This window comes from Ralstonia flaminis (assembly GCF_958415495.1).
In the GTDB taxonomy this organism is placed as follows: domain Bacteria; phylum Pseudomonadota; class Gammaproteobacteria; order Burkholderiales; family Burkholderiaceae; genus Ralstonia; species Ralstonia flaminis.
Map to the genome: position 1 here is coordinate 40781 of NZ_CATZLL010000013.1, position 16743 is coordinate 57523.

A 16743-nucleotide genomic window follows, 5' to 3' on the forward strand; every position below is an offset into this window, starting at 1 on the left:
ATGCCGATGATTGATCTGACAGGCAAGGCTGCCGTGGTGACCGGAGGCTCCTCCGGCATCGGCTTCGCCACCGTTGAACTGCTGCTGGAAGCCGGTGCAGCTGTGGCGCTGTGCGGCCGCAATGCGGAGCGCCTCGCGCAAGCCGAGCAGCGTCTGCGCAGTCGATTCCCGGGCGCCAAGCTGTTTGCCGCAACCTGCGACGTGCTTGATGCAGCGCAGATGGCTGCGTTTGCTGATGCGGTGGAGCAGGAGCTTGGCCCCATCGACATGCTGGTCAACAACGCCGGCCAGGGCCGCGTCTCGACCTTTGCCGATACCGACGATGCCGCGTGGACGCAAGAGCTGCATCTCAAGTTCTTTTCCGTCATCCACCCGACGCGCGCGCTCATGCCGCAACTGGAGCGCTCGGAGCACGGCGCCATCGTCTGTGTGAATTCGCTCCTGGCGCAGCAGCCCGAGCCCCACATGGTGGCCACGTCGGCCGCGCGTGCGGGGGTGCTCAACCTGGTGCGCTCGATGGCCACCGAGTTCGCGCCGAAGGGCGTGCGCGTCAACGGCATTCTGATCGGGCTGGTCGAGTCGGGCCAGTGGCGCCGCCGCTTCGAAGCACGCGCTGAAGAAGATCGTCATCTCGACTGGGCCGCGTGGACGCGCCGCCTGGCCGCGCAAAAACATATTCCCCTTGGCCGCCTGGGCCTGCCCGAAGAAGCAGCCCGCGCCATTCTGTTCCTTGCCTCGCCGTTGTCTTCGTACACCACGGGCAGCCACATCGATATCTCCGGAGGACACTCCCGTCATGCTTAAACGACAACAACAGGAACAACAACTGGTTACGGTGGGCTGCGCCATTGCAGCCTTCCTGGAAGCCTGCGAGGTCAAGGCCGCCTTTGGTGTGATCTCCATCCACAACATGCCCATCCTCGACGCGATGGGCGAGCGCGGCAAGATCCGCTTCATTCCGGCACGCGGTGAAGCCGGCGGCACCAACATGGCCGACGCGTATGCCCGCACTACGGGTGGCCTGGGCGTGTGCCTGACCAGCACTGGCACGGCTGCCGGCAATGCAGCAGGCGCGATGGTCGAAGCGCTGACCGCAGGTACGCCGCTGCTGCATATCACCGGCCAGATCGAAACGCCTTACTTGGACCAGAGCCTCGCCTACATCCACGAGGCACCGGATCAGCTCACGATGCTCAAGGCCGTCTCCAAGGCTGCCTTCCGCATCCGCAGCGCGGACACCGCCATCAGCACGATCAAGCTGGCCGTGCAGACCGCACTGACCGCTCCGACCGGCCCGGTGAGCGTGGAGATTCCCATCGACATCCAGGCCGCGCTGATCCCGATGCCGGACGACCTGCGCCCGCTGCTGGTGCCGCAGCATGTGCCGTCGGCCCACGCGCTGGATGAGCTGGCAGAGCGCCTGTCGCGCGCGCGCCGCCCGATGCTGTGGCTGGGCGGTGGTGCCCGTCATGCCGCCAAGCAGGTCAAGCGCCTGATGGACTTGGGCTTTGGTGTGGTCACCAGCACGCAAGGCCGCGGCATCGTGCCGGAAGACGATCCGCGCTCGCTGGGTGCCTTCAACCTGCACAAGCCGGTCGAAGCGTTCTACCAGACGTGCGATGCGATGGTCGTGGTCGGCTCGCGCCTGCGTGGCAATGAAACGCTCAAGTACGAACTGAAGCTGCCGCGTCCGCTGTACCGCATTGACGCGGATGCTTCGGCCGAAGGCCGTTGCTACGCCAGCGACTACTTCGTCTGCGGTGATTCGGCCCTCGCGCTGGACGGTCTGGCCGACCGGCTGGAGAAGAAGATGCAGATCGATGCGGCATTTGCCGGCGACCTGCGTGCTGCACATGAGACGGCTGTTGGTGCACTGGTCGATGGTCTCGGCCCGTACTCGAAGCTGGTGGAAGCCCTCCAAGCTGCCGTCGGTCGTGAGTTCAACTGGGTGCGCGATGTGACCGTCTCCAACAGCACCTGGGGCAACCGTCACCTGCGTATTTTCGACTCACGTGCGGGCGTGCATGCCCTGGGCGGCGGCATCGGCCAGGGGCTGGCGATGGGCATCGGCGCGGCCATCGGTGCCGCGGCAACCGCATCGGACAAGACCACCTTCTGCCTGGCCGGCGACGGCGGCTTCATCCTGAACCTGGGTGAGCTGGCTACGGCTGTGCAGGAGCGCGCCAACCTCGTCATCGTGCTGATGAACGACAAGGGCTACGGCGTCATCAAGAACATCCAGGACGCGCAGTATGGCGGCCGCCGTCATTACGTGGATCTGCACACGCCGGACTACACGGCGCTCTCGCAATCCCTGCAGTTGCGCCATCGCCGCGTGTCGGATCTGGCCGACGTAGGCGACGCTCTGAAAGAGGCAGCTTCGGGCGAAGGCCCGTTTCTGCTGGAGATCGACATGCTCTCCATCGGCAGCTTCAAGACCATCTTTGCGGGCCCGCCGGTCAACCAGCAGGCCAAGGAAGGCCAGGGCGAACGCGCAGCCGAGCGCACCACGGTGGTGGCGTGAGCCAGCAACTGAGCCAACCCAAGGAGCCGGACATGCTGCATGTATCGATGGTCGGTTGCGGAGCGATCGGGCAGGGCGTGCTGGAGCTGCTCAAGAGCGATCCAGACGTCTGCTTTGATGCCGTGATCGTGCCGGAGCACGCGATGGATAAGGCGCGCGAGGCCATTGCCCCGCTCGCGCCAAACGCCCGCGTAGTCACGCATCTGTCCGCAGATGAGCGCCCCGACCTGCTGGTCGAATGCGCCGGGCACGACGCACTGGAAGAGCACGTGGTGCCGGCGTTGGAGCAGGGCATCGATTGCCTGGTGGTGTCCGTCGGTGCGTTGTCCGAACCGGGCATGGCCGAACGCCTGGAAGCTGCAGCACGGCGTGGCAACGCGCAGATGCAGTTGCTGTCGGGCGCCATCGGTGCCATCGATGCGCTGGCCGCCGCACGCCTTGGCGGGCTGGATGCGGTGGTCTACACCGGCCGCAAGCCCCCGCGCGCCTGGAAGGACACGCCGGCCGATCAGCAGTTCGATCTGGATGCGCTGCGCGAGCCGACCGTGATTTTCGAAGGCAGTGCTCGCGAGGCCGCGCGCCTGTTTCCGAAGAACGCCAATGTGGCGGCCACGCTGTCGCTGGCGGGCCTGGGGCTCGAACACACGCACGTCAAGCTGCTGGCCGATCCGACGGTGGACGAGAACATTCACCACGTCGAGGCGCGCGGCGCTTTTGGCGGCTTCGAGCTGACCATGCGCGGCAAACCGCTGGCAGCCAATCCCAAGACTTCTGCGCTGACGGTGTTCAGCGTGGTGCGTGCGCTGGGCAACCGCGCGCACGCTGTTTCGATCTGAGTGAGGCCACTGCGCCATGACTGTCTCCACCTTGAATCCAACCGCAACTGCTTTGCTGCCGATCTGCATTGCAGGTGAATGGCGCCTCGGCACCGGCGAGCGCTATGTCACGCGGTACCCCGCCACGGGCGAAGTCGTGGCTGAACTCAACGCCGCCAGCGTGGCTGATGTGGAAGAGGCCGTGGCCGGTGCCTACCGAGCCTTCCTCTCCAGTGGCTGGGCGCAGCGCAAGCCGCATGAGCGTGCGGCTGTGCTGTACCGCGTGGCCGAGCTGATCCGCTCGCGCAGCGAAGCCCTGGCCCAGCGCCAGCGCCTGGATAACGGCAAGCCGATCAACGAAACGCGCGCCCTGGTGGCGAGTGCTGCTGCGACGTTCCAATTCTTCGGCGCCGCCTGCGAAACGCTAGAGGAATCGCTGACGCCCGCACGTGGTGACTGCCTGACGATGAGCGTGCACGAGCCCATGGGCGTGGTGGCCGCCATCACACCATGGAATTCACCCATCGCCAGCGAGGCGCAGAAGATGGCGCCCGCGCTGGCAGCCGGCAATGCCGTCGTCGTCAAGCCCGCTGAGGTCACACCGCTGATGGCGCTGGAACTGGCCGCTATCTGCGAAGAAGCTGGCGTGCCCAAGGGCATGATCAGCGTGCTGCCGGGCAAGGGGTCGATCATCGGTGATGCGATCACCAAGCACCCGCTGGTGCGTCGCGTGTCGTTCACGGGCGGCACGAACACCGGCCGCCACATCGCGCACATCGCGGCCGACAAGATGATGCCGGTGTCGCTGGAGCTGGGTGGCAAGTCGCCCACCATGGTGTTTGAAGACGCCGATCTCGACCACGCGGTCAACGGTGTGCTGTACGGCATTTTCAGCTCGTCGGGCGAGTCGTGCATCGCGGGTTCGCGTTTGTTTGTTGCTCGCTCCCTGTATGAGCCGTTCATGGACCGCCTGGCGGCCGCCGCCGCACGCCTGCGTGTCGGCAACCCGGCTGATGAGTCCACGCAAATGGGCCCGCTGATCACCGATCGCCACCGCGACACCATCGAGTCGTACGTGGCAATGGGCGTGGAAGAGGGCGGTCACCTGCGCACCGGCGGCCTGCGCCCGGAAATCACCGGCTGCGAGTCGGGCTACTTCTACACGCCCACCATCATCGAAGGCCTGACCAATAGCGCGCGCATCTGCCAAGAAGAGATCTTCGGCCCGGTGCTAGTCGCCATGCCGTTTGACGATGAGGAGGAACTCATCGAGCAAGCCAACGACAGCGTCTACGCATTGGCCGCCGGCATCTGGACGCGCGACTACAAGCGCGCCTGGCGCATCGGCCGTGCGGTGCAGGCCGGCAACGTGTGGATTAACACGTACAAACAGTTCTCGATCTCGACGCCGTTCGGTGGCTGGCGCGACAGCGGCCTGGGCCGCGAGAAGGGCCGCCTGGGCATCCTGCAGTACATGGAGCAGAAGAGCCTCTACTGGGGCCTGAACGAACAACCGCTGGCCTGGGCCAATTGAAGCCTTGAAGCCAAGGCAGGTGTGAGGAGACAAAAGAATGAAATCGCATCAACGCAACGCGCAAAGGAGCTCGCAATGAACTCAAGTGCGCAACGCTGGTTTGGCGTGGTCGTGTTGTTCCTGGTCGTCGCCATTTCGTATATCGACCGCATCAATATTGCGGTGCTGATCACGCAGCATGATTTTCTGCAGCATGTGGGTCTTGCTGCGAGCGACCGCAGCGGCCAAGGGCTGCTGGCGACGGCGTTCATGGCAGGCTATGGCTTGTCGGCCATTGTGTTCACCCCGTTCTGCGCGGCGCTGTTTGGTGTGCGCCGTAGCCTGATCTATGGGCTGGTGCTGTGGGGTGTCATCACCATGGTTTCGCCCTGGTTCAACAGCTACATGGAGCTGTTGGCATCCCGCTTCGTGCTGGGTTTTGCCGAAGGGCCGCTCTTCTCGCTGGGCGCGTCTTACATCAAGGCCCATTTCGACAGCCGGGAAAGCGGCAAGCCCAATGCGATCTTCAACATGGGCACAGGTGTCGGTTTGGCCGTCGGCTATCCGCTGGTGGGCTACGCCATTGCCAGCGCCGACTGGGAAGCGTCGTTCCATCTGCTCGGCCTCCTTAATCTGCTCTTGGGCATTCCGCTGGTGCTGGCGTTCGTGCGCATGCCGGCTCGCTACGCGGCCATCCCCAAGCCGGAATCGCTGCCGGCCGCGCTGAACACGGTTGGCGAGATGTTTCGCGGCGCCTTCCACACGCGCCATATCCTGACCATGACGGTGCTGACCGCCGCCTTCCTTTCCTACCTGTGGGGCAGCAGTAACTGGTTGCCGACCTACCTGAAGGAAGCGCGTGGCTTTTCCCTGCGCGAGATGGGCTGGATGGCGTCCATGCCGCAGTACGCGGCCGTGCTCGGCGTGCTGTTGGGCGGCCTGCTGCTGGATATCATCCCGCGCCGCCGCATCCCGCTGATCTTTGTGTTTGGCAGCCTGGGCGTGGCGGTGGCAGTGCTGTTGGCCATCAATAGTACCGACCGCTATGCCGCCGCTTACTGGTTGACGGCCGCCAGCCTGTGCTGGGGCCTGCAGAGCCCGGCCATCCCCAGCACCGTGCAATTCAACGCCAAGCCAGAGCACGTTGCGTGCGCGTTTGGCGTCACCAATGGCGTCGGTAGCCTGGTGGCGGGTTTCATGCCAGCCATCATGGGTGTCGTGATCGGGTTGGGGAGCGGCGGTGGCCTTGCCGCGGGTTTCGGCAGCCTGGTGGGTACCCAATTGATCGTGCTGCTGTGTGGCCTGGCCTTGCTGCGCAATGGTGAGGCGGCCACGCGTGCTGTCCCGGGCGCGGCGCACTGACAACCCGCAATGAATCACCGCGCTCGCCGGCCACCCAAGGCCACGCGGCGCAAAGCAGGAGATGAAGATGAATACCATTCGAGGCATCGACGAAATCGTCTACGGTGCCGACGACCTTGCCGCCTGTCAGCAGTTCTTCCAGGATTGGGGGCTCACGCTGAAGGCAGAAGACGCCAGCGGTTTGCTGTTCGAAACGCTCAACGGCTGCCGCGTACGCGTCAAGCGCAGCGACGATGCAACGCTGCCGCCCGCCATGGAAGCCGGCCCAACACTACGTGAGGTGATCTGGGGCGCGGATTCGCAAGCCGTACTGGATCGCCTGGCCGACAAGCTGGCGGACCAGCCCGGCTACGTCAACGCCGATGGCCGCGTTGGTTGCACCGACCCGAACGGTCTGGCCGTGCGCGTGCAGCTGACCGCCAAGCGCGATGTCGAGGTGCAATGCGCCGCCATGAACACCTGGACGGACAAGCCGCGCTTGAACCAGCCCAGCCCAATCTACGAACGCGCCACGCCCATCGAAGTGGGCCACGTGGTGTTCTTCGTGAAGGACGTGGCGACCACGGAGCGCTTCTATATCGACAAGCTCGGCTTCGTGCCGTCCGATCACTACCCAGGCCGCGGCGCCTTTCTGCGTTGCGAACCGGAAGGCGGTCACCACGATCTTTTCCTGTTGCAAACACCGCAAGCCAAGAGCGGGCTCAACCATGTGGCTTTCACGGTGCGCGACATCCACGAGGTGTTTGGCGGCGGCATGCACGTCTCGCGTTGTGGCTGGGATACGCAACTCGGCCCGGGTCGTCACCCGATTTCGTCGGCGTACTTCTGGTACTTCAGGAACCCCGCCGGCGGCCTGATCGAGTACTACGCCGATGAAGACCAACTCGACGGCGATTGGCAGCCGCGCGATTTCGAACCCGGCCCGACTGTGTTTGCTGAATGGGCCATCGACGGTGGCATTGACGGCAACACGCGCCGCCAGAAGAACGTCGTTGGCCCGGAAGGCAAGTTCCTCACGGAAAAGCGCTGAAACGTTGCAGAGAGAAGTGCCATGAGTACGAATCCCCCCCTCAACCTGCGCGTGCACGCCATGCGCTACGAAGCCCAGGGCATCGTGAGCGTGGAGCTGCGCGATGTGGACGGCAAGACGCTGCCCGAATATGCACCGGGCGCGCATATCGACCTGCACCTGGGCAATGGTCTGGTGCGCAGCTACTCGCTATGCGGTGCGCCGGAGGTGCGTGACCGCTACGTGGTTGGCGTGCTGCTCGATCGCAATAGCCGCGGCGGCTCGCGCTACGTGCATGAGCAACTGCGTGTGGGCTCGATGCTCAAGATCGGAGGCCCGCGCAACAACTTCGCATTGGATGAAGCCGCGCCGCGTACGGTGCTGGTGGCCGGTGGCATTGGCGTGACGCCCATCGTGTGCATGGCGCGTCGGCTGGCAGAGCGGGGCAAGACCTTCTCGATGCTCTACTGCGCGCGCTCACGCACAGAAGCGGCCTTCGCCGATGAACTGGCGGCCCATGGCGATGCCGTGCGCTTTCACTTCGACGCAGATGCAGGCGGCCCGCCTGATTTGAAGGCGCTGCTCGCAGGGCATCCGGCGGATACGCATTTCTACTGCTGCGGACCCGGCCCGATGCTGCGCGCTTTCGAGGCCGCATGCGAAGCGCTGGGCTACACCAATGTCCACATCGAACGCTTTGCCGCGGATGCGGAAGTGTCGTCGGTGCAGGAGGGTGAGTACACGGTCAAGCTCGCGCGCACCGGCTCGGAGCTGTGCGTGCCCGCCGGCAAGTCGCTGCTCGACGCGCTGCTGGAAGTGGGCGTAGAGGTCGAGTACAGCTGCAAGGAAGGCGTGTGCGGCTCCTGCGAGACCCGCGTGCTGGAGGGCGAACCCGAGCATCGCGACAGCGTGCTCTCCAAGAGCGAGCGTGCCTCCAACCAGACCATGATGGTTTGCGTATCCGGCTGCAAGGGCAAGCGGCTGGTGGTTGATCTTTAAGCAGTTGAGCGCCGGCCTGACCAGCCGCGCGCTCTCCTTTTTTTGCGTTGTCAATTTCTTAAACGTCGTTTCATAGGTGGAACGATTAATAACAGCCTGCCACCAGGCAGGCGATAACAACCGGCAGGGCCCGACACCCTGGCCAACGGAGGAAGCAAGAATGAGGAAGACACTGTGCACGATGGTGGGCGTTGGGGCGGCGATGGGCCTGGCAGGTACCGCAGCCGCGCAGAGCAACGTAACGCTGTATGGCAGCATTGACCAAGGCGTGGCGTACATCAACAACCTGAAGAGCGGCGCGACCAGCGGCTCGGCCCTGCGTATGGACCCGGGTACGATGCAGCCGGATCGCTTCGGCCTGCGTGGCTCGGAAGATCTTGGCGGCGGCACGCAGGCCATCTTCCAGTTGGAATCGGGTTTTCTCGGTGACACCGGCAACAGCGTAGTGGCTGGCAAGCTGTTCAATCGCGCCGCATGGGTTGGTCTGTCGAACGAGCGCCTGGGCAACATCCAGCTCGGCCATCAGGCGGATTTCATGTTCGACTACCTCGGCCGCCTGAGCAACGGCTTCCAGCTCACCAACTTCTACCTGTTCCACCCGGGCAACTTCGACAACCTGGCCAACCAGTTCCAGATCGACAACGCCGTGCGCTATGTCTCGCCCATCTTCGGCGGGCTGCAACTGGGCGGCATGTACGGTTTTGGGGAGGTGCCGGGTTCGCCGTCGAAGAGCCGCAGCTACAGCCTGGGCGCGTACTACAGCAATGGTGGCTTCCGTGCGGCAGCGGCCTACACCGCGTCGAACGACCGCGCGCTGGACATTGCCGGTCGCCTGGGGATTACCAACACGCTGGGTACAACGCTGGTGCCGGGCGTGATGACGCCGATGAGCTCGGTCAAGTCGTTCGGTGCGGGCACGCTGTACCAGTTCAGCAACCTGCCGGTGCAGATCAATGCGGTTTACACGCAGACGCGCATTACGCTGGGTGGCGCTAATGCCCGCTCGCAGAACGTCGATCTGGGCACCGCGTGGCACTACAGCGCCGCTAACACGCTCAACGTGGGCTACACCTTCAGCAAGTACGAAAGCGCGCGCTGGAACCAGTTCAGCGTGGGCAATGTGTATGCGTTTTCCAAGCGCACGCAGGTGTACCTGCAGGGCACGTATCAGCGCGCCTCAGGTGACGCCCAATCGGCGGCGATCAACGGCGTGGGCGTGTCGGCCAACCGCAGCCAGATCGTTGTCAGCACCGGGGTGCATCACTCGTTCTGATGTTGTGACCGAACGTGGCGCTGCGGGCAGACTCGCAGCGCCGTGTTGCTTTGCGTGCGGTCAGGCGACGGTGTGGTCTGCCATCAGCTCAAGCGCCTTTACCATTGCCGAGTGATCCCACGCCTTGCCGCCATTGGCCGCGCATACGCTGAAGAGCTGCTGCGTGCTGGCCGTGTTTGGCAAGGCAATGCCGAGCTTGCGCGCACCTTCAAGCGCCAGGTTCAAGTCTTTCTGGTGCAGCTCGATACGGAAGCCCGGGTCGAATGTGCGCTTGATCATGCGCTCGCCATGCACCTCCAGAATGCGTGATGAGGCAAAGCCGCCCATCAGCGCCTCGCGCACGCGCGCCGGATCTGCTCCAGCCTTGGAGGCAAACAGCAGCGCTTCGCCCACCGCCTCGATGGTCAACGCAACGATGATCTGGTTGGCAACCTTGCACGTTTGCCCGGCACCCGACGCACCCACGTGCGTGATGTTCTTGCCCATCAACGCAAACAGCGGCTTGGCGCGTTCGAACGTGGCTTCCTTGCCGCCGACCATGATGGTGAGCGTGGCATCGCGTGCACCAACTTCACCGCCCGAGACTGGCGCATCCAGGTAGTCGGCCCCCAGTGCTTCGACGCGCTTGGCAAACGCCTGCGTTTCGAGGGGCGAGATCGAACTCATGTCGATGAACAGCTTGCCGGCGGCAAGACCTTGGGCGATGCCGTCTTCACCGAACAGCACGTTCGCCACGTCTGACGTGTCCGGCACCATGGCGATGACGATATCCGCCGCGTGTGCCACAGCGGCGGAATTGGCGACGACCTTCGCCTGCGCACGCAGGTCGTCAGGCACGGAGTGCTTGCCGCTGACCACGAGGGTGTGGCCACCCTTGAGCAGGTTGCGGGCCATGTGCGCGCCCATGATGCCCAGACCGATGAAGCCGACGGTTGCCATGATGTTCTTCTCCCAAGAGGCAATGGATTGAGGCAGACCGCCAGCGTAGATCAGTTTGGGTGCTGCGGTGCATGAACCCTGCGCTTATTGGTCAGGATTGCGTCTCAGTAGTCGTAGATGTGTTCGACCTGCCACGCAGGCTGCCGGGCTACCAGCACGGTGTCCGTCCGTTTCCCCACAGGCTGTAACGGGGGCATGCCGGACTTCATGGAAAGCCGCTTCGACGGCGCGGAAGAGACTCTGGATTTCAGCCATGGCATGCTGACCAAGGCGGGATATGCGCAGTTGCCGGCCGAGCTGCGCAGGTTGCGCGCCAAGCCCGCCACCTTGCATGACGAGGCTGCCGATGCACCGCTTGCCGAGAAGCGCGGTACGGCGTTGTTGCTGGCAATGCGCCTGTGGGAGCCCGATGTGTTCCGCCCCCTGAGGCGAGTGGCGTAGGGCTCGTCAATCGTGCATCACATAGCGGCGACGTGACGCGAAAGATCGCCCTGAGAATAGGCGGCAAGAACCATCATTGCTCGCACAATGGCTTTGCGCTGCCCTCTCATAAGCTGAATCCGTGCCGATAAGACAGCTATCGGAGCACGGCAGAGATGGGAGGGGATATGTCCACCACAGCCACCACAGCCGCCAACTGGATCGTCGTCCTGACATGCGCGTACATGGAGTACAGCACCTGGCGCGGCATGAGCGTTTACCGTCGCACGGTTGGCTATGAGAATGTGGTGTGGTGCTGACTAGCGCACCGCAGGCTTGGGTAGCAGCCTTCGGATTAGATCTCCATGTGCCGAATGACTTGCCAGCAGCACACCGCCCTCGGCCAATTCGAATTCACTGAACTCGAAACCCGGCGCGACCGTGCAGCCAACCAGCGCGTAACCGTGCGCACCGGCCACACGCTCGGCAGCAAACTACCGGCCCGCCGGCACCACCGCCTGGTACACCGCCATCTCGTCCTCGGCCACTTGGCCCAGGCGATGCGTGCGCACCGTACCGTCGTCTTCCAACACATGCACGTCTAATGCATCGCCCGTATGGAAATGCCAGAGCTCGTCCGACTGGATCCGATGCCAGGCGGAATATGCATCATCTGCCAGCAGGTAGTAGATCGCGGTGGCAGCCGCACGTTCGACGGTCTGACCATCAGTGCGGCCGCGTTGGATGCGTTCCTCGCTGCGATAGGTCTCGCGGTAGAAGCCGCCTTCCGGGTGCGGTTCGAGGCCGAGCCGACGGATGAGGTGCAACGCAGCGGGGTGGATTGGCATGATGATGAGGCGTCTTCGGCTCAACCCTTCTGACGCTGGAACGGAAAACGCTGCTGGTTGATGAAGCCGTCAGGCATGTAGTCACCCACCACGCCGTATTTTTCCGGAAATGCCTTCTTCGATTTCACCGCCGTGCCGAACAGGTAGTCGATGAACGCGAAGTGCGCAGCGTAGTTCTTGTCGATGGCTTCGTCTTCTGACGAATGGTGCCAGTGGTGAAAATCCGGTGTCACGAAGATGTACTTCAACGGCCCCCACGGCAGGTGCACGTTGGCATGGTTGAACACAGCCTGGAAGCCCACGATGATGATGTAGACATCAACCACGGCCTTGTCGAAGCCCAGCACGAACAGTGGTCCCAGCACGGCCACCCGCGTAACGATCAATTCAAGAATGTGCTGGCGTGAGCCGGCCAGCCAATCCATCGTCTTCACGCTGTGATGCACGGCATGGAAGCGCCACAGGAGCGGCACCTCGTGATACGCGCGGTGTGTGACGTACTCCATCAGATCGGCCACCAGCATGCACAACAGCAACTGCGGAATGAACCAGATGTGCTGCACCATCTGTTGGAATTCTGCGTGAACCATCCACCCGAACACGCGGTGGATCAGGAAGTTCACCACCAGCAGCACCAGGCCCACAATGAAGTGGTTGACCGCGAAGTGCGCCATGTCTGTCTGCCACTCAGCGCGGAACACCGGCTGCTTCTTATAGAGTGGGAACAGCTTTTCGAGCAGCACGAAGATGGCCGTGGAGCCAAGCAGGTCGAGAATGAACCAGTCCATGCCGATATACGGCGTGTGGTCCGGAAAATCGCCCACCGGCACGCGTGAGCCGCCCAATGCCACTGCAATCACCACGAACACAAACGCCAGGCAGTTCAGGCGGCGGCGGTTATCCAGCACGATATTCGCCAGCGACAAGCCGCCGGAAATCAGCAGCGAGAAAAACAGGATCTGCCGGATCACATCCACGGAGTACGAGCGTCGCAGCTCTGGCGTTGTCAGGTACTGCGGAAAGTGAAATGCCAGCACGCCCAGCAGGCAGAGGAAGCCCAGCACCAGTGCCAGCACGGTGCCGACCATGCCGCGGCCAAAGACCATGCCGCCGCTGGAGTGCAGCAGCGTGTTGGCATCGCGAATCGTGGCGTCAGCCACGCGGACGATGGCGGGATGGTGTTCCTCTTCGGGCAACGGTGCCGAAGGTTTATGGTTGGTATTCATGGACCTGACTCGCGCGTATTGTTTTATTTTGTTTTGATAACAAATGACGTGCCCTATACCGGAAACCCTTTTAGCTTGGATGCCGCTTGTTGCAGCGGATTTTCCGTAGAAGCAACGCCCCGGATGATATACCGGTACGCGATGTAAATCGCACCGGTTCTCTTGCGTCTGGCTGCTGGAATCAAGGCATGGGTTGGACGCGTCAGATGACCTAAATCAAACTGCCGAAGCGGTTGTTAATGCTGCGCGGTTGCCGGAGTTCAATGTTGAACTGCGGGATGGGTGCATCCCCGCGTTCATGAGCAAGGCGATGCCCAAGAGCAACAAGGTGGCCATGCTCGCCATTGCCCGCAGTTGCGCTCTCCGGTGCAGAGCTGGCTGGCTGACCTGCCCCCAAGCAACAAGGCCAGATTGCTCCCGATCAACCCGCGCTGAACAGTGCCGAGTCACCCCGGCCCTGCCAATGCGTTGCGTGCATCTGGATGGTTGGCCCACGAACACATCACTTCTTGCCGTTGCGCGAGTCGCCGTTCTCGTTGGCGTTTTCTTCCATTGGCGTCTTTCACCATGTGGGCTAGCTGCGCTTTGTTGACGGCGGACGACGTGTGCCAAGACACGTTACCGATGTCCTAAGGATTTCAGCATCGCACTTCAGCAATCTACCGATGGCTCGTCGCCGGGTGCCCCATCAATATCGGGCGAACGATTCCCGAAGCGCTGCGGCTGACGGCGGTCCGCGACGGACGCCGGTGCCCGGCAACATAGCCGCGACAACTCGCCAACCAACCGTGATTGACAGTGCCCTTGGCCATCTCGCGATGCAGTTGAACCAGCATTTGCGACGGCGTCTCGTGCTGGCCGAAGACCTGGTCGTGGTCTCGAACCTGCAAGAACCCGGCGGTGGCGTGGTGACATCGGCGAGCAACAAGCTGGTGCTGTTCATCAGCGGTGTTGAGCGCGACACCGCGGCGCATCGCACGGGCGGGGGCGGCAGCGAGCAACGCACGCAACTGCGCGGCGCGGAGCCGCTGTTCCTGAACTTGCTGGTGATCTGCGCGGCGACCTTCAGCGGACAGAGCTATCCCGAAGCACTGCGTTTTCTGTCCGATGCCATCGCGTACTTCCAGGCGCGGCCGGTATTCGACCATCAGAACTCGCCGGGCCTGGACCCGCGCATCGATCGGCTGGTCCTGAACATCGAGAACCTGAGCAATAGCGAGATGCACAGTTTGTGGAGCATTCATGGCGGCCGTTACTTGCCATCGGTGTTGTACCGGGTGCGGCTGGTCTGCCTGGGTGACGACGCGCCGAGCCGCCGGGAAACGCTGGTCAGCCAGCCCGATATCGATGCCCAGAGGGCGGTGCGATGACAGCGGCCAGCCAACCCGGCACCACCCGCGAGACGATGCCTGGATACCGCACGCTTGCAAGCCTGACCGTGCGTCATCCGTACTTCGCGCCGGGCCGGCCCGATGCGCTGCATCTGCGGGCGGAGCCGGCCGCAGCGGCGCTGATGGCCCGCTTTGACTTGCATCTGCGTGGCGATGCGCGTCATGCCGTCATGCTCGCGCCGGAGCGCCAGTTGGCGGGGCTGTGGAGCGAACGCGATGCTTGGCTGACTGATGGCCTGGTGCTGGCGCTGCATTCGTCCGATCCGCAGTGGGCTTGCTACACGGATGTGCGCATGCTCGCCGCCGGTGGCACGTTCCGGCCGTCGCCCGAGCAGGTGGGCCAGTTGCGCCAAGACGCGGCGAGCGAGGCGGGCGGCAGGGCCGGCGTGCTGGCGCGGTTGCAACTGCCGCTCGCGCCGTCGGGCTGCGACAGTCTTGCGGCGTGGATAGGGGCGACCGCCGAATCCTGGACGCTGGAGTTGCCGGTACGTGCCACGACTTGGAAATACCTTCTGCTCGGCGACTGGGCGGACGACGTACGCCTTGTCGATCTGGGCGACGCCGTCGCGTTTGGCGAGCCGGCGCGCGAGACGCTGCCGGACGGACGCGAAGCGATCACGATCCGCTCGCTCGCGCCGATTGCGCTGCAGGAGCGTCCGCCACACCGGTTCCAGTTGCGCCGCGGAACAGGCAACGCCGAGCGCGTGCTGATGACACGCATGCCAATGGCCGCGCCTGACGGACTACGACGTGAAGTCGTTGACGGTGCGCCGTGCGATGTATCGGAGATCTTTGTCAGTCGGTAACCATTTCATCGGGAGCTTGCAATGGGTGCAATGAAGACGCCAGGCGTCTATATCGTGGAGAAGAATGCCTTCCCCAACTCCGTGGTGGAGGTGGCGACGGCAGTGCCTGCTTTTATCGGCCATACGGAGATCGCGGACAACCGCAACAAGCCGCTCGCCATGAAGCCATGGCGCATCAGTTCGATGGCCGAATACCACCAGTACTTCGGCTATGCGCCGTTTCCGCGTTTCAATATCGCGGAGAAGACCGATCCGTCGGCGATTGCCGCGTTTCGTGTGGCAGGCAAGGACTACGTGCTGCAAATGCCGGACGGCAAGGACGGCGGGGGCTACCTGCTGTACTCGGCGTTGCGCCACTTCTTCCAGAACGGCGGCGGGCCGTGCTACATCGTCTCGGTCGGCAGCTACACCGATGACCTGGATGTCCAGAAGTTCAAGGACGGCATCGGAGAGCTGCTCAAGGAGCAGGAGCCGACGATGCTGGTGGTACCGGAGGCGGTGAAGTTCAAGGCCGAGGTTTGTAACGACCTGCAGCAGGAAATGCTCGCGCACTGTGGTGACAAGATGCGCAACCGCGTTTCGATTCTCGACATCTGGGGCGGCGACAAGCCGCGCAACGACCCGGGCGGCGATCCCATAGTCAACTTCCGCAACGCGCTCGGCATCAACTATCTCGACTTCGCGTCGGCCTATTACCCGTGGCTTAACACCACCGTGGTTGGCGACAAGGACATCAGCTACGAGAACATCGCCAACACCGATGTGCTGATGCCGCTGCTGCGCGCAGACCTCGATCTGCCCGATACGCTGCCGGACGATGCACCGCAGAAGACGAAGGACACCTTTGGTGCTGTCGCCGATATTGCGAAGGACTGGACCACAGTCAAGGACAAGGACGGTCAGCCGCTGTCAAAGGACGCCATCCTCAGCAACAAGGCGCTGCTGAACAAGACGCTGGTGTCGATCAGCCCACTGTTCAATACGGTGCTGGGCGAGATCAAGTACCAACTGAACCTGCTGCCGCCCAGCGCGGCGATGGCCGGCATCTACACGATGGTCGACAACTCGCGCGGCGTCTGGAAGGCGCCGGCCAACGTGAGCCTCGCTGGCGTGGTCTCGCCGTCCGTCAGCATCTCAGCGGAGGATCAGGAAGACCTGAACGTGACGACGCAGGGCAAGTCGATCAACGCGATCCGCAGCTTTATCGGTGAAGGCGTTCTGGTCTGGGGTGCGCGCACGCTGGACGGCAACAGCCTTGACTGGCGCTATATCAACGTACGCCGCACGATGATCATGATCGAAGAATCGTGCCGCCTTGCCGCCAAGGCGCTGGTGTTCGAGCCCAACGTTGCCAATACGTGGGTCACGATCAAAAGCATGATCCAGAACTTCCTCACCAGCATCTGGAAGCGCGGCGGCCTGGCCGGTGCGGTGCCGGACGACGCATTTAGCGTGCACGTCGGGCTTGGCGAGACGATGACGCCCGATGACATCCTCGAGGGCATCTTGCGCGTGACCGTGCTGGTGGCGATGGTTCGGCCGGCCGAGTTCATCGAGATCACGTTCCAGCAACAGATGCAGAAGTCCTGATGGGGCAGCGTTCCCGGCCCGATAACCT

At 63.3% G+C, this 16743-nt stretch carries 15 protein-coding genes and 1 pseudogene; 13 read left to right on the top strand and 3 right to left on the bottom strand.

Features of this window, described 5'->3' with window-relative positions; all coding sequences use genetic code 11:
- From R2N11_RS19000 to R2N11_RS19035, 8 genes are all read left to right on the top strand, one after another.
- Positions 1 to 804 (top strand): SDR family oxidoreductase, encoded by an 804-nt coding sequence (locus R2N11_RS19000; protein WP_199027851.1) that lies wholly within the window; start codon positions 1 to 3, stop codon positions 802 to 804.
- The gene (locus R2N11_RS19005) at positions 797 to 2524 is read left to right on the top strand and encodes a thiamine pyrophosphate-binding protein (RefSeq protein WP_316681992.1); all 1728 of its coding nucleotides are present in this window, start codon (positions 797 to 799) and stop codon (positions 2522 to 2524) included. Before R2N11_RS19000 ends, R2N11_RS19005 begins: the two co-directional genes overlap by 8 nt.
- A gap of 32 nt (positions 2525 to 2556) precedes the next feature.
- Positions 2557 to 3360, top strand: coding sequence for an aspartate dehydrogenase (locus R2N11_RS19010; RefSeq protein ID WP_316682083.1), 804 nt, complete (start codon positions 2557 to 2559; stop codon positions 3358 to 3360).
- Between the two features lie 16 nt (positions 3361 to 3376).
- Entirely contained in the window at positions 3377 to 4873 is a 1497-nt protein-coding gene (locus R2N11_RS19015; protein ID WP_316681993.1) for an aldehyde dehydrogenase, read from the top strand.
- 75 nt (positions 4874 to 4948) lie between these two features.
- Positions 4949 to 6214: an MFS transporter gene (locus R2N11_RS19020; RefSeq protein WP_316681994.1), complete on the top strand. Its 1266-nt coding sequence runs from the start codon at positions 4949 to 4951 to the stop codon at positions 6212 to 6214.
- Positions 6215 to 6281: 67 nt separating this feature from the next.
- Positions 6282 to 7244 (top strand): VOC family protein, encoded by a 963-nt coding sequence (locus tag R2N11_RS19025; protein WP_316681995.1) that lies wholly within the window; start codon positions 6282 to 6284, stop codon positions 7242 to 7244.
- Positions 7245 to 7265: 21 nt separating this feature from the next.
- Positions 7266 to 8222 (top strand): PDR/VanB family oxidoreductase, encoded by a 957-nt coding sequence (locus tag R2N11_RS19030; RefSeq protein WP_199027861.1) that lies wholly within the window; start codon positions 7266 to 7268, stop codon positions 8220 to 8222.
- 160 nt (positions 8223 to 8382) lie between these two features.
- The gene (locus tag R2N11_RS19035; RefSeq protein WP_316681996.1) at positions 8383 to 9495 is read left to right on the top strand and encodes a porin; all 1113 of its coding nucleotides are present in this window, start codon (positions 8383 to 8385) and stop codon (positions 9493 to 9495) included.
- 60 nt (positions 9496 to 9555) lie between these two features.
- Here R2N11_RS19035 and R2N11_RS19040 read toward each other — a convergent pair whose 3' ends face one another.
- On the bottom strand, positions 9556 to 10434 hold the full coding sequence (locus R2N11_RS19040; RefSeq protein ID WP_316681997.1) for a 2-hydroxy-3-oxopropionate reductase: 879 nt from the start codon (positions 10432 to 10434) through the stop codon (positions 9556 to 9558).
- A 207-nt stretch (positions 10435 to 10641) separates the two neighbouring features.
- On the opposite strand from R2N11_RS19040, the gene R2N11_RS19045 reads away from it, so the two are divergent.
- Together R2N11_RS19045 and R2N11_RS19050 are read left to right on the top strand one after the other, a co-directional pair.
- Complete coding sequence (locus tag R2N11_RS19045) at positions 10642 to 10875, top strand: hypothetical protein (RefSeq protein WP_316681998.1); 234 nt, start codon at positions 10642 to 10644, stop codon at positions 10873 to 10875.
- 167 nt (positions 10876 to 11042) lie between these two features.
- A complete protein-coding gene (locus R2N11_RS19050; RefSeq protein ID WP_316681999.1) occupies positions 11043 to 11174 on the top strand; it encodes a hypothetical protein in 132 nt (43 codons plus the stop codon).
- Here the strand turns inward: R2N11_RS19050 and R2N11_RS19055 are convergent.
- Both R2N11_RS19055 and R2N11_RS19060 read right to left on the bottom strand, forming a co-directional pair.
- Positions 11175 to 11702, bottom strand: a pseudogene (locus tag R2N11_RS19055) (cupin domain-containing protein).
- Between the two features lie 20 nt (positions 11703 to 11722).
- Complete coding sequence (locus R2N11_RS19060; RefSeq protein ID WP_316682000.1) at positions 11723 to 12928, bottom strand: sterol desaturase family protein; 1206 nt, start codon at positions 12926 to 12928, stop codon at positions 11723 to 11725.
- A gap of 818 nt (positions 12929 to 13746) precedes the next feature.
- Between R2N11_RS19060 and R2N11_RS19065 the strand changes: the two genes are divergently transcribed.
- The 3 genes from R2N11_RS19065 to R2N11_RS19075 are packed head-to-tail and all read left to right on the top strand — an operon-like array spanning position 13747 to position 16715.
- On the top strand, positions 13747 to 14298 hold the full coding sequence (locus tag R2N11_RS19065) for a Pvc16 family protein (RefSeq protein WP_316682001.1): 552 nt from the start codon (positions 13747 to 13749) through the stop codon (positions 14296 to 14298).
- Positions 14295 to 15125, top strand: a complete 831-nt coding sequence (locus R2N11_RS19070) for a hypothetical protein (RefSeq protein ID WP_316682002.1) — start codon at positions 14295 to 14297, stop codon at positions 15123 to 15125. Before R2N11_RS19065 ends, R2N11_RS19070 begins: the two co-directional genes overlap by 4 nt.
- Positions 15126 to 15155: 30 nt before the next feature.
- Positions 15156 to 16715 (top strand): phage tail sheath C-terminal domain-containing protein, encoded by a 1560-nt coding sequence (locus R2N11_RS19075; protein ID WP_316682003.1) that lies wholly within the window; start codon positions 15156 to 15158, stop codon positions 16713 to 16715.
- Positions 16716 to 16743: the final 28 nt, after the last annotated feature.